Consider the following 14,355-nt stretch of genomic DNA (forward strand, 5'->3'; position numbering starts at 1 on the left):
TTCATGCGATGTTCGATCACCACGACCGTGATGCCCATGTCCCTGACCTTGAAGATCAGTTGAACCAGGCGGTCGATCTCGCCTCCGGACATGCCTGCGGCAGGCTCGTCCAGCAGAAGCAGGGTGGGCTCGGTGGCAAGTGCTCTGGCGATCTCAAGCAGGCGCCTTTGGCCATATGGCAGGCTGGGCGCGAGGATGTCCTCGCGGCCCGAAAGCCCAACGAGGTCCAGAAGGCTCCTGCACTTATCGATGTTTGCCCGCTCTTCGGCGCAAGCAGCGCGAGTCCGAACCACCGAGGGGAAGAACCCAGCTCGGGTCCTGCAATACCTGCCGGCCATGACGTGGTCAAGCACGCTCAGCGTGTTGAACAGCCTGAGGTTCTGGAAAGTACGGGTGATCCCCGAGCGCGCAATACGCGCTCGCGACAGACCGGCGATCTCCTCGCCCATGAATCGAACAGACCCCGCGGTGGGCTTGTAGACTCCTGTGATCACGTTGATGCAGGTGGTCTTGCCGGAACCGTTCGGCCCTATGATCGCGCATATCTGGCCCTGCCCGACTTCGAAGGAGAGATCATCTAGCGCTCTCACCCCTCCGAAATGCCTGGACAAGTTGGACACCTGAAGAACAGCAGCCACGGCGTTTCGCCCTTCTGTCATCGAGTTGACGCCGCCTTCCCCGCCCGTGGGAGCCTCACCAGGACCCAGTAATAGGCGTTTCGCAGGGCCATCACGAGGCCTCCGGGTTGATAGATCAGAGTAATCAAAATGAGAATTGCATAAACCGTTAGATATTTTTCTCGCATAAACCTGAGAAGCTCGGTCAAGGTTGTGAGAAGGCTGGCGCCCAGAACTGACCCTGGGACGGAACTCAGCCCGCCGACAACGAGCATGCACATGAACAGAGAGTTGTAGTCGAAGGTGTAGATCTCGGGGCTTATGAACCGCTGGAAGCTCGCAAACAGCGACCCTGCGACCCCGGTGTACACCCCGCACATCACGAAGGCCAGGAGCTTAGTTCTGAGGGGATCTATTCCCAACATCTCCCCGGCGAGCTCATCGTCGCGAACCACCTTGAACGCCCGCCCGAACCTGGAATCCTCTATCAACACGGCAAAGACTACCAGGGCCAGCGCGATGACTAAGGCCATGTAGTAGAACTCGACATTGGTGTCGATGGCATGCCCAGCAATGACAGGCCTCGGAATGCCCATTACTCCCCATACCCCGTTGGTCAGGGAGGTCCAGTTCTTCAGAACGTCCCCCACAACGATGATGAAGCCGAGGGACATCAGGGCTAGGTAAAATCCGCGGAGCTTCAATGTTGGAAGTCCGAGGACAAACGCCAACGCGGCAGTCGTGAGGACCGTAACCGGGACAGCCTGCCAGAAAGTCAGTCCGGCCTTGGTAGTGAGAAGTGCCGTCGCATAACACCCGACCGCGAAGAACCCCACTGTGCCGAGGAAGACCTGCCCCGCAAAACCCAGGACGAAATTGAGGGCCATTACGAGGACGATGTTGACCGTCATGTTGTTCAGAACGAATGTGACGTAGGGATCGTTGAGGACGATCGGCGCCACGAACAAGACGATGAAGAGCAGCGCCAGAAGCGCATTCCTATCTTTCTTGGGCATTGCATCACCCCCGCTTAAAGGCCGCTCTGCTCTCTTCGCTTGCCGAAGAGTCCTTCGGGGCGAAAGAGGAGGAAACCAATTATCACGATATATACAATGGCTTCCTTGTAGAGCGAAGAGATGTAGCTCGCTCCGAAAATCTCGCAGACTCCGAGGATCAAACCTCCCGCAAAGGCCCCGGCCAGTTCTCCAAAAGACCCCACTATGCAGGCGCCGAACCCTTTGAACCCCAGGGCGGAGAGGCTTGGAGCGATCACGAAAATCGGGGCAATCATCATGCCAGCTATTCCACCCAAGATTGAGCTGTAGGCGAAGGTCATGGAGACCGCGAGATCGGCGTCGATGCCCATGAGTGATGCCGTGTCCTTGTCCTGCGCGACTGCCCTAAGCACCTTTCCCAGAGTGGTCCGCTTGAACAGATATGTCTGCACTCCCAGGAGGAGCAGGGTAACCACAATGATGAAAATGCTCTGATAAGGTATTGACACGGAGCTCAGCTTCATCAGCCCCTGCCCGAACGGGCCGACGGTCCCCTGGGGGTACGGCCCCCACACAATGAGTGCCAGGTTCCCGAGGAGCATGCCCAGGGCGACCAGACTCACAAGGACCGTCCGTATGTGCGCACGCTTGAGAGGCCGGTAGAAGAGCCACTCGCACACCATTCCAAAGGCGGCCATGACCACGATCAAGCTGACGAAGGCAAGCAGGAAGGGTAGCTTCATGACGTTTGTGAAGGTCACGCCGAAAACGAACGCGCCGACCATGACGAAGCTGCCCTGGGCCAGGTTGACGAGACCAACCGCGTTCCAGATGAAGCTGTACCCCAGGGCTATGAGCCCATAGGCACAGCCAAGCGCGAGGCCGTTTATAAGCTGCTGTATGACAATACTCATGCGTTCCGAGTCTCCTTTGCGGAGTATCGGGGGCGGGGCAGGGCACCAGCCGGCTGCCCTCCCCGCCCTGAACTGTCGCGTGGGTTTGCCCTCAGAGACGTCGGGACGTTAGCCCCTTACTCTCTGGATCACCTCGTGTTTACCGTTGTTGATCTTGACCAGGAGAAGCTCCTGAACTGTCTCGCCGTTCGGGGCGACATCGTAGGTAAGCCCAGTCGCGCCCTTGAAGCCTTTGATCGTCATGAAGGCGTCGCGAACCTTGGCGTGGTCGGTCGAACCCGCGATCCGGATGGCCTCGGCGAGCATGTAGACTGCATCGTAAGCTAGTGGGTCGAAGAAGTCGTATGGAGGAACACCATACTTCTTCTTGTGGTTTGCGATGAATTGCTGCACTTTGGGATCGGGATTGTCTTCAGTGAACGTGACAACTGCGTAGGTTCCGTCAGCAGCGGGCCCGGCCACGTCCATGAAAGGCTTGGTTGCGCCGACGCTGCTCATGAAGATCTCCACCTCAGGGCAGAGCTGCCGCGCCTGGCGGACCAGGATGCCAAGGTCAGGCAAGCCGGAGAAAATGGCCATGGCTTGGGCACCCGACCTCTTGATGTTCAGGAGCTGGCTTGAGAAGTCTTTGTCCTGCGGGTTGTGGGCAACAGTGGCCACAGGAGTTATCCCTTTTGCCTTGAGTGCTGCGACCAGGTTGTCCTTTCCGCCGACACCGTACTGCTCGCTCATGAAGAACACAGCAATCTTGTTGTAGCCTTTGACATCGACCATATAGTTCGCGAGGACGCTGGATGTCAGCTGGTCAGGTTCGCGAACCCGCACGATCCAGGGATTTCCGAGTTCCGTAAGACGCGTGGCACTGCCCATGGCGATCTCGAGTATCTTGGCGTCCCTCACCATCCCCTCGATGCCCAGCACAACGGTGCTGGCGTGGCAGCCGAGAAGCGCGTCGACCTTGCTCCCGAAGATAAGCTTCTGAGCAGCGGTGCGGCCTATTGCTGCATTGCCTTCCGTGTCCTGCCAGTCGATCTGGAATGTCACTCCGTTCACTCCGCCGGCCGCGTTTATCTCCTCGATGGCGAGGCCTGCCCCGCTCACCATGGACTGGCCGTACCCCGATTGAAGAGACGCCAGGCCACCGATTTTGAAGACCTTAGGGGCTCGGGCTCCCCCGCCTGCGGACATTGCGAGGAGGAGCATTGCCAGCACTGATGCGACTACCAACTTCTTCAAGGTTGTTCCCCTCCTTATGAAGGATTGTTCAGCGAGAATCGATGAGAGATCTACCCACGTCCGGACTCCACGCATTCCCCCTCCACGAAGTCAGTACTGAAGCGCTTCGAGCGCCACCTCCGCGAGAACCCTGGCTCCGGTTTCCAGGACCTCCTCGGGAACCAGGAACTTCGGGTGGTGAAGGGGCACGCGCTCGCCAGAGAGCGGCGCCGCCCCAAGCCAGATGAGTATGCCTGGCACGAGCCGGGCGAAATAGGCGAAATCCTCCCCAACCATGGAAGGAGAACTGACCTCGACCACGTCCCCCGCGCCGACCACACGGGAGCACGCCCGACGTGCGATAAGGACCATATCCTCGTGGTTCACCACAGGAGGGTAACCGCGGGAGTAGGTGACCTCCGCGGCGACCCCAGTCGCCTGTGCGAGGGCCAAGGCACGCGCCCGGATCTGAGCCTCGATGCGATCCCTCGTGGATTCTGTAACCGTGCGCACGGTGCCTACGATCTCGGCCGTCTCCGCAACGATGTTGAAGGCTGTCCCGGACACGAGCCGGCCCACGCTCACGATGGCCGGTTCCAGAGGGTCTATCTTCCGCGACACGATCTGCTGGAGCCCGTTCACGAACTCGCACGCTGCCACCAGGGCGTCCACGGCATTGTGAGGAGTGGCTGCATGCCCCCCTCTGCCGGTGAGGACCACGGTGAACTGGTCCATCGCGGCCGTCACCGGGCCGCGCTTGATCCCCACCTGCCCAACGGGAAGATCCGGGTTGACGTGCATCCCAATTACCCGATCCACCTTGGGGCAGTCCATAACTCCTTCGCGGATCATGGGATCTGCCCCGCCCGGATACTCCTCGGCGGGTTGGAAAATGAGCTTGACTCGCCCGTGAAGCCGGCCTGCACGCGCCTCCTCCGAAAGAAGCATTGCTGCCCCCAACAGCATCGCCATGTGGGTATCGTGCCCACATGCATGCATCACCCCGGGGGTGAGAGATGCCCACTCGACTCCGGTGGCCTCGGCAACGGGGAGGGCGTCCATGTCGGACCGAAGCGCCACGGTCGGGCCTGCGGAGTCACCTTCTACAACCGCAACTACACCTGTTCCGGCAACCCCGGTTCTAACCGGGAGGTCGAGGTCTCGGAGGAAGCCGGCCACGTAGCTAGAAGTCCTGGTCTCATTGAAAGCTGTCTCGGCCAGCTGGTGCAAGTTCTTGCGCGCCTGGATTATCGCAGCCGTTATCTGAGTCAAACCGCATCGCCCCTATCCAACATGCCGCCCCGTTTTCTTTGATTCTACCCAGAGCCCATTGCGCCTTTGTGGCATCCCACAAAAAGGCTCGTCCCGATTCTGTGGTGCGACACAGCAGGCCGAGAGAACTCAGAGTTGAAATATGTGTAACACTACAACATCTCTTAATGCAGTGACGCTATTCAAGATTCACTGGAGGCGATTCGTGCACGTGCAACCGCGGATTCTTGGGCTTCTGCACACTACAAGGCTTGTAATCGACTTGGTGCACGGCGAGGTCCAACGTGAACTGCCAGAGGTCCGCCTTGTGCATGTGTTGGATGAGACTCTACTTATCCAGTTCGCCAGAGTTGGGGGAGTGAACGCAGAAGTAAGAAGGAAGGTAGTCTCAATGGCCCGCTCCCTTGAGGAGGCGGGTGCCGGGGCGATCCTGGTTACGTGTTCGAGCCTGGGGAACGTGGTCTACGAAGCGCGAAACTTCGTGGAGATTCCAGTCATGAAGGTCGACGAACCCATGGTGGAAGAGGCTGTCGCCCGTGGCGGTACCGTGGGGGTCCTTGCGACGTCCATCTCGGCCTTGCGTGGAACGGGCGAACTCATAGAGGTGGTGGCGGGGAGGGCTGGCCGCACTCGGAAGGTGGAAGTCTGTGATTTCCTGTGCGCTGATGCAGCCAAGCGCTTGGAGGAAGGGAGGGATGAGTTCGAACGCTACCTGGCCAGGGAGGCGCTGAAGGCGTCACGCGAGGTAGATATCCTGGTGGTCTCCCAGCTTTCTATGACCGGACTCACCAGATGGCTTCCGGACGAATGCTCGAACGTACTTACTGCCCTGCCATACGCGGTCAACAGACTCAAGCCGCTCATGGGACAATAGACGCAGCAAGGAGCAACTTGTGGAGGGTACTTGATTCATAATGAGCACTGCACCCATCATAGACTTACAGATTCTGAGGTCTCGCGCCCTTTCCGAAGCCGAGTCCAAGAGAGCGCTCGTGCGGGAGATCGGTGATACGCTGCACACGAACCCCGAGGTGGCATTCGAGGAACACAAGTCGTCGGAGTATCTCGCGGAAGTCCTCGAGTCATCAGGGTTTGAAGTATCGAGACGCTACTGCGGTTTGCCCACTAGCTTCAAGGCTTGGGCCTCGGGAGAGGGCCCAGGTCCCACACTAGCTCTCATAGCGGAGTACGACGCGCTTCCTGTGGTAGGTCACGGCTGCGGCCACAACCTGATAGCCGCGGCTGCCGTAGTGGCGGCTGTCGCCCTCAAGCCTCTTCTCCCTGAGGTAGCTGGCCAACTCGTGCTCATTGGTGCCCCGGCTGAAGAGTCCGGCGGCGGCAAGGCGCTCCTGGTCGAAAGAGGCGGCTTCGATGGGGTGGATGCAGCGATGATCGTTCACCCCAGCCATCAGTCTTTTGTGAGGCTTCGAAGCCTCGCGTGGGAGCCGGTGCGGATTAGTTTCCGGGGTAAGTCCTCTCACGCCTCTGCGAGTCCCGAGAAAGGGATCAACGCACTCAACGCACTCATTGAGACTTTCAATTCCATAAACGCCCTTCGCCAGCACGTCACCTCGGATGTAAGGATCCACGGAGTGATCACACACGGCGGTGAGGCACCCAATGTGGTTCCCGCGCTGGCCACTGCTGATTTCCTGATCAGAGCGGCCACCGTCAGCTACTTGAAGGAGGTCGTGGAGAAGGTGAAGCGGTGCGCAGAAGGGGCTGCGCTGGCAACTGGCGCCACACTTGAGTTCGAGATTACGGGTCCGACATACGCACCGATGAAGAGCAATCCGCCTCTTGAGGAGGCATATGCCCGGAACATGAACACTGTGGGCCTGTGCGGCAGAATCGAGGAGCGCACTGGGGGTCTGGGATCGACAGACGTGGGGAATGTGAGCCAGGTGGTGCCCACAGTCCATCCATTCTTCAGCATCAGCAGCACGCCGATTGCGTCCCACAGCATCGAATTCGCCCAGGCAGCAGCATCGGACTTCGCATACGACCAGACGCTGCGCGTTGCGGAGGCGATGGCATTGACCTGTGTGGACCTGTGGTGCGATGCCGATTTACTTGCCCGGGTTAAGGAAGCGTTTGCCAGAGGAGGGGATGACCGGACCGGATATGCCTGTCGATAGCCAGCGTGTCAAGTGTCAAGAGAAGAAGCAAACATCTGGGAAAGGAGAGCAGGAAACATGGTTAGAAGAATGTGCGCTATGATTCTGGGCTGTCTACTCATCCTGGGCATGGTCGGAACGGCCGGATTCGCCGCTCCCAAGACGGTCAAGATAGGTGTCATATGTCCGGTGACGGGACCCTCGTCCACTTTCGGAACGGGAGTCAAGGATGCAATCGCCATCGCTGAGGACAAGCTCAAGGCGTCAGGCGGTATCAACGGCATGCAGGTCGAGTTCATTGTGCTCGACGATAGGGCGAACCCTGCAGAGGCGGTCGCCGCGGCCGAACGCCTCATCCACCGTGAGGGCGTGTCCGTCCTTCTGGTTCCCGTCATGAGCTCGGTGGTTCTCGCTGTCATGGAGGTGGCCGAGGCCAACCAGATCCCCCTCGTGACATCAGGCGCCACTGCAGAGAGCATCACTCAGAAAGGGTACAAGTACATCTTCAGAACCTGCGCCACAAACGCTACGCAGGCGTCCACCATGGTGCCTTACGTCATGGAGCGGTTCAGCCCCAAGACTGCCGCAATCATCTACGAGAACAGCGACTACGGTGTCAGCCTCAAGGACAACACCACTGCAGCCCTCAACGCCGCAGGTGTGAAGGTCGTCGGTACAGAGCACTATATGCGCGAATCAGTCGACTTCAGGACTCAGCTCACAAAGCTGAGGGCTCAGAAACCCGATGTGCTGTTCATGGCCTCCATCACCGCCGAAGCGGTCCAGATCATGCGGCAGCGCAAGGAACTTGGCTGGAACGATGTCAAGCTGGTGGCGTTCAACGGCATAGGCGCGGACACCGTCCAGCTCGCCGGAGACGCGGCTGAAGGCCTCCTCTTCATCAGTGGGTTCGAGGCCAACCTGCCGGACCCCGTCGTCCAGGGGTTCGCCAGCGACTGGCAGAAGAAGTACAACAAGCCCATCAACCCGACTGGTGCCGCCGCCTACAACGCAATACTGGTCATCCTGGACTCCATCGGAAGGGGCGGATCGACCCCGAAGGGCATCCGGGACGCCATCGCGGCGACCAAAGGATTCCACGGGATGGGTGTAGAGATCTCCTTTAGCCCGAGTGGGCAGGCCGAGTCATCCTGGATCGTGATCGAGGTGGTCAAAGGGGAGCGGGTCATCCGCAAGTGGTAATGCTAGCTGGGTAGTGTCCCTCGCGCCCAGGCGGGCGCCGGCACGAATCAAGTTGCCCGCCTGGGTGCGAGTCCTTTTCGTTGGGGGGTGACAGGCTTTGATCGTGGTCCTGCTGCAGCAGATCGTCAATGGGTTGATCATAGGAGGCATCTACTCGCTGACCGCGGCGGGGGTGGCCCTCACATACGGGGTCTTGCAGGTGCTCAACCTGTCGCAGGGTGACATGTACATGGTGGGTGCGTATATCGCCCTGGCGCTCGTAGTTGGGCCCAAACTCCCTTACGGCCTGGCGGTAGTCGCCGCGTTTCTGGGAATAGCCCTGATAGGGCTGGTCACGGAGCGGGTGGCCCTCAGGCCGGTCAGGCGAAGCGGCACCATATACGCGTACATCACGACATTCGCAGTCTCGTTCATCCTGCAGAATGTCGCGATCCTCGTATGGACCGCCGACCCAAGGCTCTTCCCTACCAGGTACACGTCGGTCACGCTGTCCGTGGGCGGCGTGAGCTTCACTCTGCAGCAACTGATAGTCTTCATAGCGTGTTGGGCGATTATCGGCGCCTTGTACTACTTGCTCAGGTTCACCAAAATGGGCCTTGCCATCAGATCAGTGTCGCAGAGCATAGACACTGCGAGCCTGATGGGGATTCCGGTGAACCGCACGATCTCCCTGACATTCGCGCTTGCGACCGGGCTTGCGGGTGTCGCAGGGGCCCTGATCGGCCCGAGCCTTCTGGTCTACCCGGCCATGGGCTCGCTTACTGGGATGAAGATATATGCGGTGATTCTCATGGGTGGGCTGGGCAATGTGTTCGGGGCCACTATGGCGGGATTTCTCTTGGGCGCCATCGAGGGAGTGTGTGCCGCTTTCGTGGGGTCAACTTTCCGCGACGTGCTGCCGTTCGTGGCCATCATCGCCATTCTTCTATACAAACCGAGCGGTCTCTTCACGCGGTCAACCAGTTAGAGACAGGAGTGCAAGCTGATGGAACAGGCGCGTGCAAAACGGTCATTTCCTCGGGTGGGAGTCGCGCTTCTTATCCTTGTGCTCCTTTTCGTCCCGAGGGTAGTGTCTAACCCCTACTCGCTGCACATCCTCATAGCTTCTGGCCTTGCCGTGATCCTGGCGTCCAGCTTCAACCTGGTTACCGGGTTCACGGGGCAGCCAGTGTTCGGGATGGCGGCATTCTATGCTGTGGGAGCATATACCTCTGCTCTGCTTGCGATCAAGTTCAAGTTGGCTTTCTGGGTGACTCTCCCCATTGCCGGACTGGTCGCTGCGGTCCTGGGAGTGGTGATCGGCCTTCCAAGTCTCCGCCTGAAGAAGTTTTTCCTGGCAATCACCACGATCGCTTTCGGCGAGGTGGTGCGCCTGACCCTCCTCAACTGGGTTGGAGTCACCCGCGGTCCGATGGGGGTTACGGGAATACCAGCACCCGCACCGATCTGGCTTCCCATCATCGGGCGGGTCGTGTTCAACAACAAGGTGAACTACTACTACCTGATGCTGGGCCTGGTGGTGTTCGTCGTGGCGTGCATATCCAGCATCATGAACTCCCCCGTGGGCCGGGCTTTCCTTGCCACACGTGATGACGAAGATGCCGCCCAGACGTGCGGGATTGACACGAGGTTCTACAAGATCCTGTCGTTCACATTGGCCGCGGGGTTCACCGGGATGGCCGGGGCTTTCTATGCCCACTATTTCCGGTACATCAGCCCCAACAGCTTCGGATTCACGGAGTCGGCCATGGCGGTTACCACTGCCCTCGTGGGGGGCCTGCGGACCATAGCCGGGCCGATCGTGGGTGGGGTTCTCCTCACCGCAGTGCCCGAGTTCCTTCGCTCCCTCGCTGACTACCGGCTGATCATCTACGGCGGGACTCTTCTTCTGACCCTCGCGTTCTGGCCCAACGGGATCGTCGGGGGTATAACGAGCACTGTGAGCCGGATGCAGGAGCGGGCATCCTCCCGCGCGATAGGGGGGAAAGCACGATGAGTCTTCTGGAAACGACTGCAGTGTCCAAACGATTCGGCGGGCTCACTGCCGTGAACGAGGTCGACCTCAAGCTTGGGCAGAACGAGATCCTGGCGGTCATCGGCCCGAACGGGGCCGGGAAGACCACCTTCTTCAACTGCATCACGGGAGTGCTCCCAGTGACGTCAGGCAAAGTCATGTTCGATGGGATGGACATCACTGACGAGAAGCCGTGGACCATTGCGAGACTGGGAATATCCCGCACTTACCAGAACATCAGGCTCTTCGGCAAGGCGACCGTCCTCGACAATGTGAGAATAGGACACCACAAGCACATCAGGTCGGGATTCTGGGCCTCGCTTCTCAAGACTCCTGCCATGAGGGCTGAAGAACGGGCCATAACAGAAAGGTGCCGGGAGATCCTGGAGTTTGTCGGCCTTACGCACAACCTGACAGACCTGGCGGAGAACCTCTCCTACGGCGACCAAAGGCGCCTCGAAATTGCCCGGGTCCTTGCGATGAAGCCCAAAGTCGTGCTGCTCGATGAGCCCACTGCGGGGATGAACCCTGATGAGACCTTGAGGACTTGTGCATTGATAGAGTCCATCAGGGACATGGGCGTCAGCATCCTCATAATCGAGCACGACATGAACGTGGTCATGGGCATATCCGACAGGATTGTCGTGCTGAACTACGGGGCCAAGATCGCCGAAGGCACCCCTGAGGAGATCAGAGGCAACGAACAGGTCATCGAAGCCTACCTCGGGAAGGAGGGCGAGTGATGCTCAAGCTTTCCAACGTGGAGGTTCACTACGGGAACATCCGCGCCCTCAAAGACGTGAGCCTCGAGGTCCACGAGGGTGAGATCGTCTGCTTGCTGGGCAGCAACGGGGCTGGAAAGACCACAACCCTCAGGTGTATCTCCGGCCTGCTAAGACCGTCCAGGGGGGAAGTGATCTTCCAGGGCAAGCGCATCAGCGGCATAAGCCCCGACAGGATTGTGGCGATGGGTGTCGCCCATACCCCTGAGGGAAGAGCGATCTTCCCACAGTTCACCGTGTACGAGAACCTTCTCGCCGGCGCTTACCTCAGAAATGATAGGAGCGGTATCCAACAGGACGTAGAGAGGATGTTCAACAAATTCCCTAGGCTGGGAGAGCGCAGGGCGCAGCTTGGAGGAAGCCTGTCAGGTGGAGAGCAGCAGATGTTGGCCATCGCCAGGACTATGATGTCCAGGCCCAAGCTGATCCTCCTGGATGAGCCGTCCATGGGGCTTGCGCCGGTGTTGGTGAACGAGGTCTTCGAGATGATCCGGGATCTTCACAGCGAGGGCACCACCGTTCTCCTGGTGGAGCAGAACGCCAGAAAGGCATTGGCCGTTGCAGACAGAGGCTACTTACTGGAGACCGGGCGCATAACCCTTGCTGACACCGCACAAAAGCTTCTCGCCGATAAGAGAATGATCGAAGGCTACCTGGGCGGGTCGGGGTACCGGCGAAAGGCTGCTGCCACAAAAGGGAGTGACCGGGCAAGTTGAAACTGGCATACATGGTTGCCACGCCGGACATAATCAGCCGCCGGGCGCTTGGGTACCACGGCGATCTCGAGGCGTCGGTCAACCTGCTCCGTGCTCTGGCCTATGACGGCATAGAACCCACCATGGCCAACCCTGATGTTCTCGACCGCGACTGGGTTTATGAGGTTCTCCGACGATCGGGGTTGGATGTGCCATTGATCTGCACAGGTGAAGTCTGGGGGCAGGAGGGCCTGGGCCTAGTGGACCCGGATCCAGAGACCCGCACCCGGGCCCTCGACCGGATCAGGGCGATCATCAGATTCGCTGCCCCCCTTGGGGCGGCCGTGAATATCGGGAGATCTCGCGGCAGGTATGTCGAGGGTGTGCCAGCTGAGAAAACGGAGCAGTGGGCCGAGGAAGCGTTCCGGGCATTGGCCGACTACGCCCAGGATCTTGGGGTCACTATAGTCCTAGAGCCCATAGCGGCCCATGTCTGCAATCTCATAAACTCCACCCAGGACGGAATCGAGTGGGTCCGTAGGGTGGACCGTCCGAATTTCCGGCTGATGCTTGATGTCTACCACATGAACATCGAGGACGCCACGCCGATCGAGGAGAGCATCGAGGCCGCCGCACCCTACATCACCTACGTGCACCTCTGTGAGACGAATCGCAAACCCCCGGGGTGGGGGCACATGGATTTCGCCAAGGTCATCTCCGCCCTGCGGGCGGCAGGGTACGATGGGTATGTCTCCGCCGAGGTGTTTAACTTCCCAACGCAGGAAGAAGCAATCCGTCAGTCTGCAGCGGTCCTCCGCCCGCTGGTGTCGGCGGGCTGATCTGAGGCGAACACCGTGTGCAACTTCAGGCCCGCCCAGAGGTTCAACAGCGTCTCCCCGGAGAAGATGTCCACTCCGATGAGTTCACCCACCTTGCGCAGGCGGTACCTGAGCGTGTTCTCATGGATGTAGAGCTTCGCAGCGGCTGCTGATGCATTCATGTTGCACTGAAAGAAGGCGTCCAGCGTCCCCAAGAGGTCTGTTCCGTGGCGGGCGTCGTAATCCGCGAGCGGCGCAATCCACTCCGTGTGGAACTTGCGCTGCTCGTTTGTCCTGTTGTGGCCGCAGAGAACACGGAATATGCCAAGATCATTGTAGTGAGTCACGCGGCCGGGGCCGAAGACCTTGCGCCCGAGTGCCATGGCCTCTGTGGACTCCCGGTAGGCCCTGGGAAGTGTCCCCAGATCCTCGGCGACCCGGCTTATCCCGAGAGAGACCGTGAGCGGGCTCAACCTCTTTGCTGCCTCGGCCCTGATCGCCTCCGCCATGGTTCTTGCCATATTGTCGGATACTTGAGGCTCGGCGCCAGGCTCAACGGGCAAGAGAAGGATTATGCTATCACTTCGGTCTGCTCCGAGCAGCCTCTTGCCACTTATGGCCTGGGTGGAGTTGAGGATCCTCAAGAACCGGTCTTTGAGCACTCTCATCGCATGGTCGTCGTAGTTGGACGTCTCGACGTAGTATCTCTCGAACCCGTCGATGTCCGCGACCATGACCACGTGCGGCTTGGTGAGGTCCCAGTCGAAGGCTTCCCCCCGCCTTATCATAGCCTGTCGGCATTCAAAGTTGCCCATCACCAGGTCCTCAATGAAGCTGTTCCGAAACCGCCTTTCCACTTCCTCGCTGGCCATCCTCTGCATGGTATCGAGGGCACAGACCGTTGCGGCCTGCTCCACCGCCATCAGGTCCGTCTCCGGCAGGGGGTCTGGGCCACCGAACACTACAACGTACCCGTAGGTACTGTTCCTGATCATGACAGGGGCGAGGATGACGTCTCCGCTCCTCCTCACATCACCTGAGATCTCGAATCCCGCCGGCCTCCCCTCCGCCCAGGCAGCCGCCAGGACATGTGGGCTGATTTCAGGAGCTCCGGCGCAGGCAGGTCCGCCATCTGTGTGGGGTGAGTAGACTGCGAGGCGGTGAAACGTCTTGTCTGTTATCATGACCGGCCGGTTGACCAGGCAGGCCAGGTCCTGGGCTATGTCATCCAGGCTGCGCCCATCGAGAACAAGCCTGATGAACCTTCGGTGAACCTCGCGGGATCGCTCCAACACAGTGATCTGCCTGTCCAGTACTTCGTTGAGGATTGGGTTTATCACGTCTACCCATGCGACCGCATAGGGGAGCTCTATCAACGGCATGGACAAGAGATTCGCCTGCTCGATCATGACCTCCGGTATCCTGTCCAGGAAGCGTCTGGGCTTGATCCCCAGGGCCGAGACACCCAACCGGTTCAGATTGGGCAGAAGCTTCTCCTGCAGGGACTCATCGTTCCTGAGAAAGTAAGCCGTGGTCAGGATGAACTCATGGCCCTTGATCCACTGGTCCCCTCCGGGAGCGTCCATGACTGTGACGTAATGGACCGGCCTGTCCAGTCCGTCTGCGCCCCCCATCACCCGGGCACCTTTGAGGCATGGAAGCTCGAGCGCGTCGCGCACTCGGAAACTGGTGGACGTTTCGTTCGTCATGATG

At 59.5% G+C, this 14,355-nt stretch carries 14 protein-coding genes; 8 read left to right on the top strand and 6 right to left on the bottom strand.

Annotated elements, in window-relative coordinates:
• The 5 genes from NUW23_05320 to NUW23_05340 form a co-directional block, all read right to left on the bottom strand.
• Positions 1–659 (bottom strand): ABC transporter ATP-binding protein (locus NUW23_05320; protein MCR4425597.1); only part of this gene is annotated, 659 nt, incomplete at its 3' end.
• Positions 656–1,633: a branched-chain amino acid ABC transporter permease gene (locus NUW23_05325; GenBank protein ID MCR4425598.1), complete on the bottom strand. Its 978-nt coding sequence runs from the start codon at positions 1,631–1,633 to the stop codon at positions 656–658. The genes NUW23_05320 and NUW23_05325, both read right to left, overlap by 4 nt.
• Before the next feature lie 14 nt (positions 1,634–1,647).
• On the bottom strand, positions 1,648–2,526 hold the full coding sequence (locus NUW23_05330; GenBank protein ID MCR4425599.1) for a branched-chain amino acid ABC transporter permease: 879 nt from the start codon (positions 2,524–2,526) through the stop codon (positions 1,648–1,650).
• A gap of 108 nt (positions 2,527–2,634) precedes the next feature.
• Positions 2,635–3,762, bottom strand: coding sequence for an ABC transporter substrate-binding protein (locus NUW23_05335; GenBank protein ID MCR4425600.1), 1,128 nt, complete (start codon positions 3,760–3,762; stop codon positions 2,635–2,637).
• Between the two features lie 90 nt (positions 3,763–3,852).
• A complete protein-coding gene (locus tag NUW23_05340; GenBank protein ID MCR4425601.1) occupies positions 3,853–5,013 on the bottom strand; it encodes a M20 family metallopeptidase in 1,161 nt (386 codons plus the stop codon).
• A gap of 205 nt (positions 5,014–5,218) precedes the next feature.
• On the opposite strand from NUW23_05340, the gene NUW23_05345 reads away from it, so the two are divergent.
• From NUW23_05345 to NUW23_05380, 8 genes are all read left to right on the top strand, one after another.
• Complete coding sequence (locus tag NUW23_05345) at positions 5,219–5,887, top strand: aspartate/glutamate racemase family protein (protein ID MCR4425602.1); 669 nt, start codon at positions 5,219–5,221, stop codon at positions 5,885–5,887.
• A gap of 40 nt (positions 5,888–5,927) precedes the next feature.
• On the top strand, positions 5,928–7,151 hold the full coding sequence (locus NUW23_05350; GenBank protein MCR4425603.1) for a M20 family metallopeptidase: 1,224 nt from the start codon (positions 5,928–5,930) through the stop codon (positions 7,149–7,151).
• 57 nt (positions 7,152–7,208) lie between these two features.
• Complete coding sequence (locus NUW23_05355; GenBank protein MCR4425604.1) at positions 7,209–8,333, top strand: ABC transporter substrate-binding protein; 1,125 nt, start codon at positions 7,209–7,211, stop codon at positions 8,331–8,333.
• A 103-nt stretch (positions 8,334–8,436) separates the two neighbouring features.
• On the top strand, positions 8,437–9,300 hold the full coding sequence (locus NUW23_05360) for a branched-chain amino acid ABC transporter permease (protein ID MCR4425605.1): 864 nt from the start codon (positions 8,437–8,439) through the stop codon (positions 9,298–9,300).
• 18 nt (positions 9,301–9,318) lie between these two features.
• Entirely contained in the window at positions 9,319–10,329 is a 1,011-nt protein-coding gene (locus NUW23_05365; protein MCR4425606.1) for a branched-chain amino acid ABC transporter permease, read from the top strand.
• A complete protein-coding gene (locus NUW23_05370) occupies positions 10,326–11,090 on the top strand; it encodes an ABC transporter ATP-binding protein (protein MCR4425607.1) in 765 nt (254 codons plus the stop codon). The genes NUW23_05365 and NUW23_05370 overlap by 4 nt, the downstream gene beginning before the upstream one ends.
• The gene (locus tag NUW23_05375) at positions 11,090–11,845 is read left to right on the top strand and encodes an ABC transporter ATP-binding protein (GenBank protein MCR4425608.1); all 756 of its coding nucleotides are present in this window, start codon (positions 11,090–11,092) and stop codon (positions 11,843–11,845) included. Before NUW23_05370 ends, NUW23_05375 begins: the two co-directional genes overlap by 1 nt.
• Positions 11,842–12,663 carry a sugar phosphate isomerase/epimerase gene (locus tag NUW23_05380; protein MCR4425609.1) on the top strand — a complete coding sequence of 274 codons (822 nt, stop codon included), beginning with the start codon at positions 11,842–11,844 and terminating at the stop codon, positions 12,661–12,663. Before NUW23_05375 ends, NUW23_05380 begins: the two co-directional genes overlap by 4 nt.
• Here NUW23_05380 and NUW23_05385 read toward each other — a convergent pair.
• Positions 12,621–14,351 (bottom strand): PucR family transcriptional regulator ligand-binding domain-containing protein, encoded by a 1,731-nt coding sequence (locus NUW23_05385; GenBank protein ID MCR4425610.1) that lies wholly within the window; start codon positions 14,349–14,351, stop codon positions 12,621–12,623. The two genes, NUW23_05380 and NUW23_05385, sit on opposite strands and share 43 nt — an antisense overlap.
• Positions 14,352–14,355 lie beyond the last annotated feature (4 nt).

The sequence above is a fragment of the Bacillota bacterium genome (assembly GCA_024655925.1).
Taxonomy (GTDB): domain Bacteria; phylum Bacillota; class DTU025; order DTU025; family JANLFS01; genus JANLFS01.

Bases quoted from the DNA above. Each gene is read 5' to 3' on its own strand.
- NUW23_05325 (MCR4425598.1), bottom strand. From the start codon at position 1,633: ATGCCCAAGAAAGATAGGAATGCGCTTCTGGCGCTGCTCTTCATCGTC.
- NUW23_05330 (MCR4425599.1), bottom strand. From the start codon at position 2,526: ATGAGTATTGTCATACAGCAGCTTATAAACGGCCTCGCGCTTGGCTGT.
- NUW23_05350 (MCR4425603.1), top strand. From the start codon at position 5,928: ATGAGCACTGCACCCATCATAGACTTACAGATTCTGAGGTCTCGCGCC.
- NUW23_05355 (MCR4425604.1), top strand. From the start codon at position 7,209: ATGGTTAGAAGAATGTGCGCTATGATTCTGGGCTGTCTACTCATCCTG.
- NUW23_05365 (MCR4425606.1), top strand. From the start codon at position 9,319: ATGGAACAGGCGCGTGCAAAACGGTCATTTCCTCGGGTGGGAGTCGCG.
- NUW23_05370 (MCR4425607.1), top strand. From the start codon at position 10,326: ATGAGTCTTCTGGAAACGACTGCAGTGTCCAAACGATTCGGCGGGCTC.
- NUW23_05375 (MCR4425608.1), top strand. From the start codon at position 11,090: ATGCTCAAGCTTTCCAACGTGGAGGTTCACTACGGGAACATCCGCGCC.
- NUW23_05385 (MCR4425610.1), bottom strand. From the start codon at position 14,351: ATGACGAACGAAACGTCCACCAGTTTCCGAGTGCGCGACGCGCTCGAG.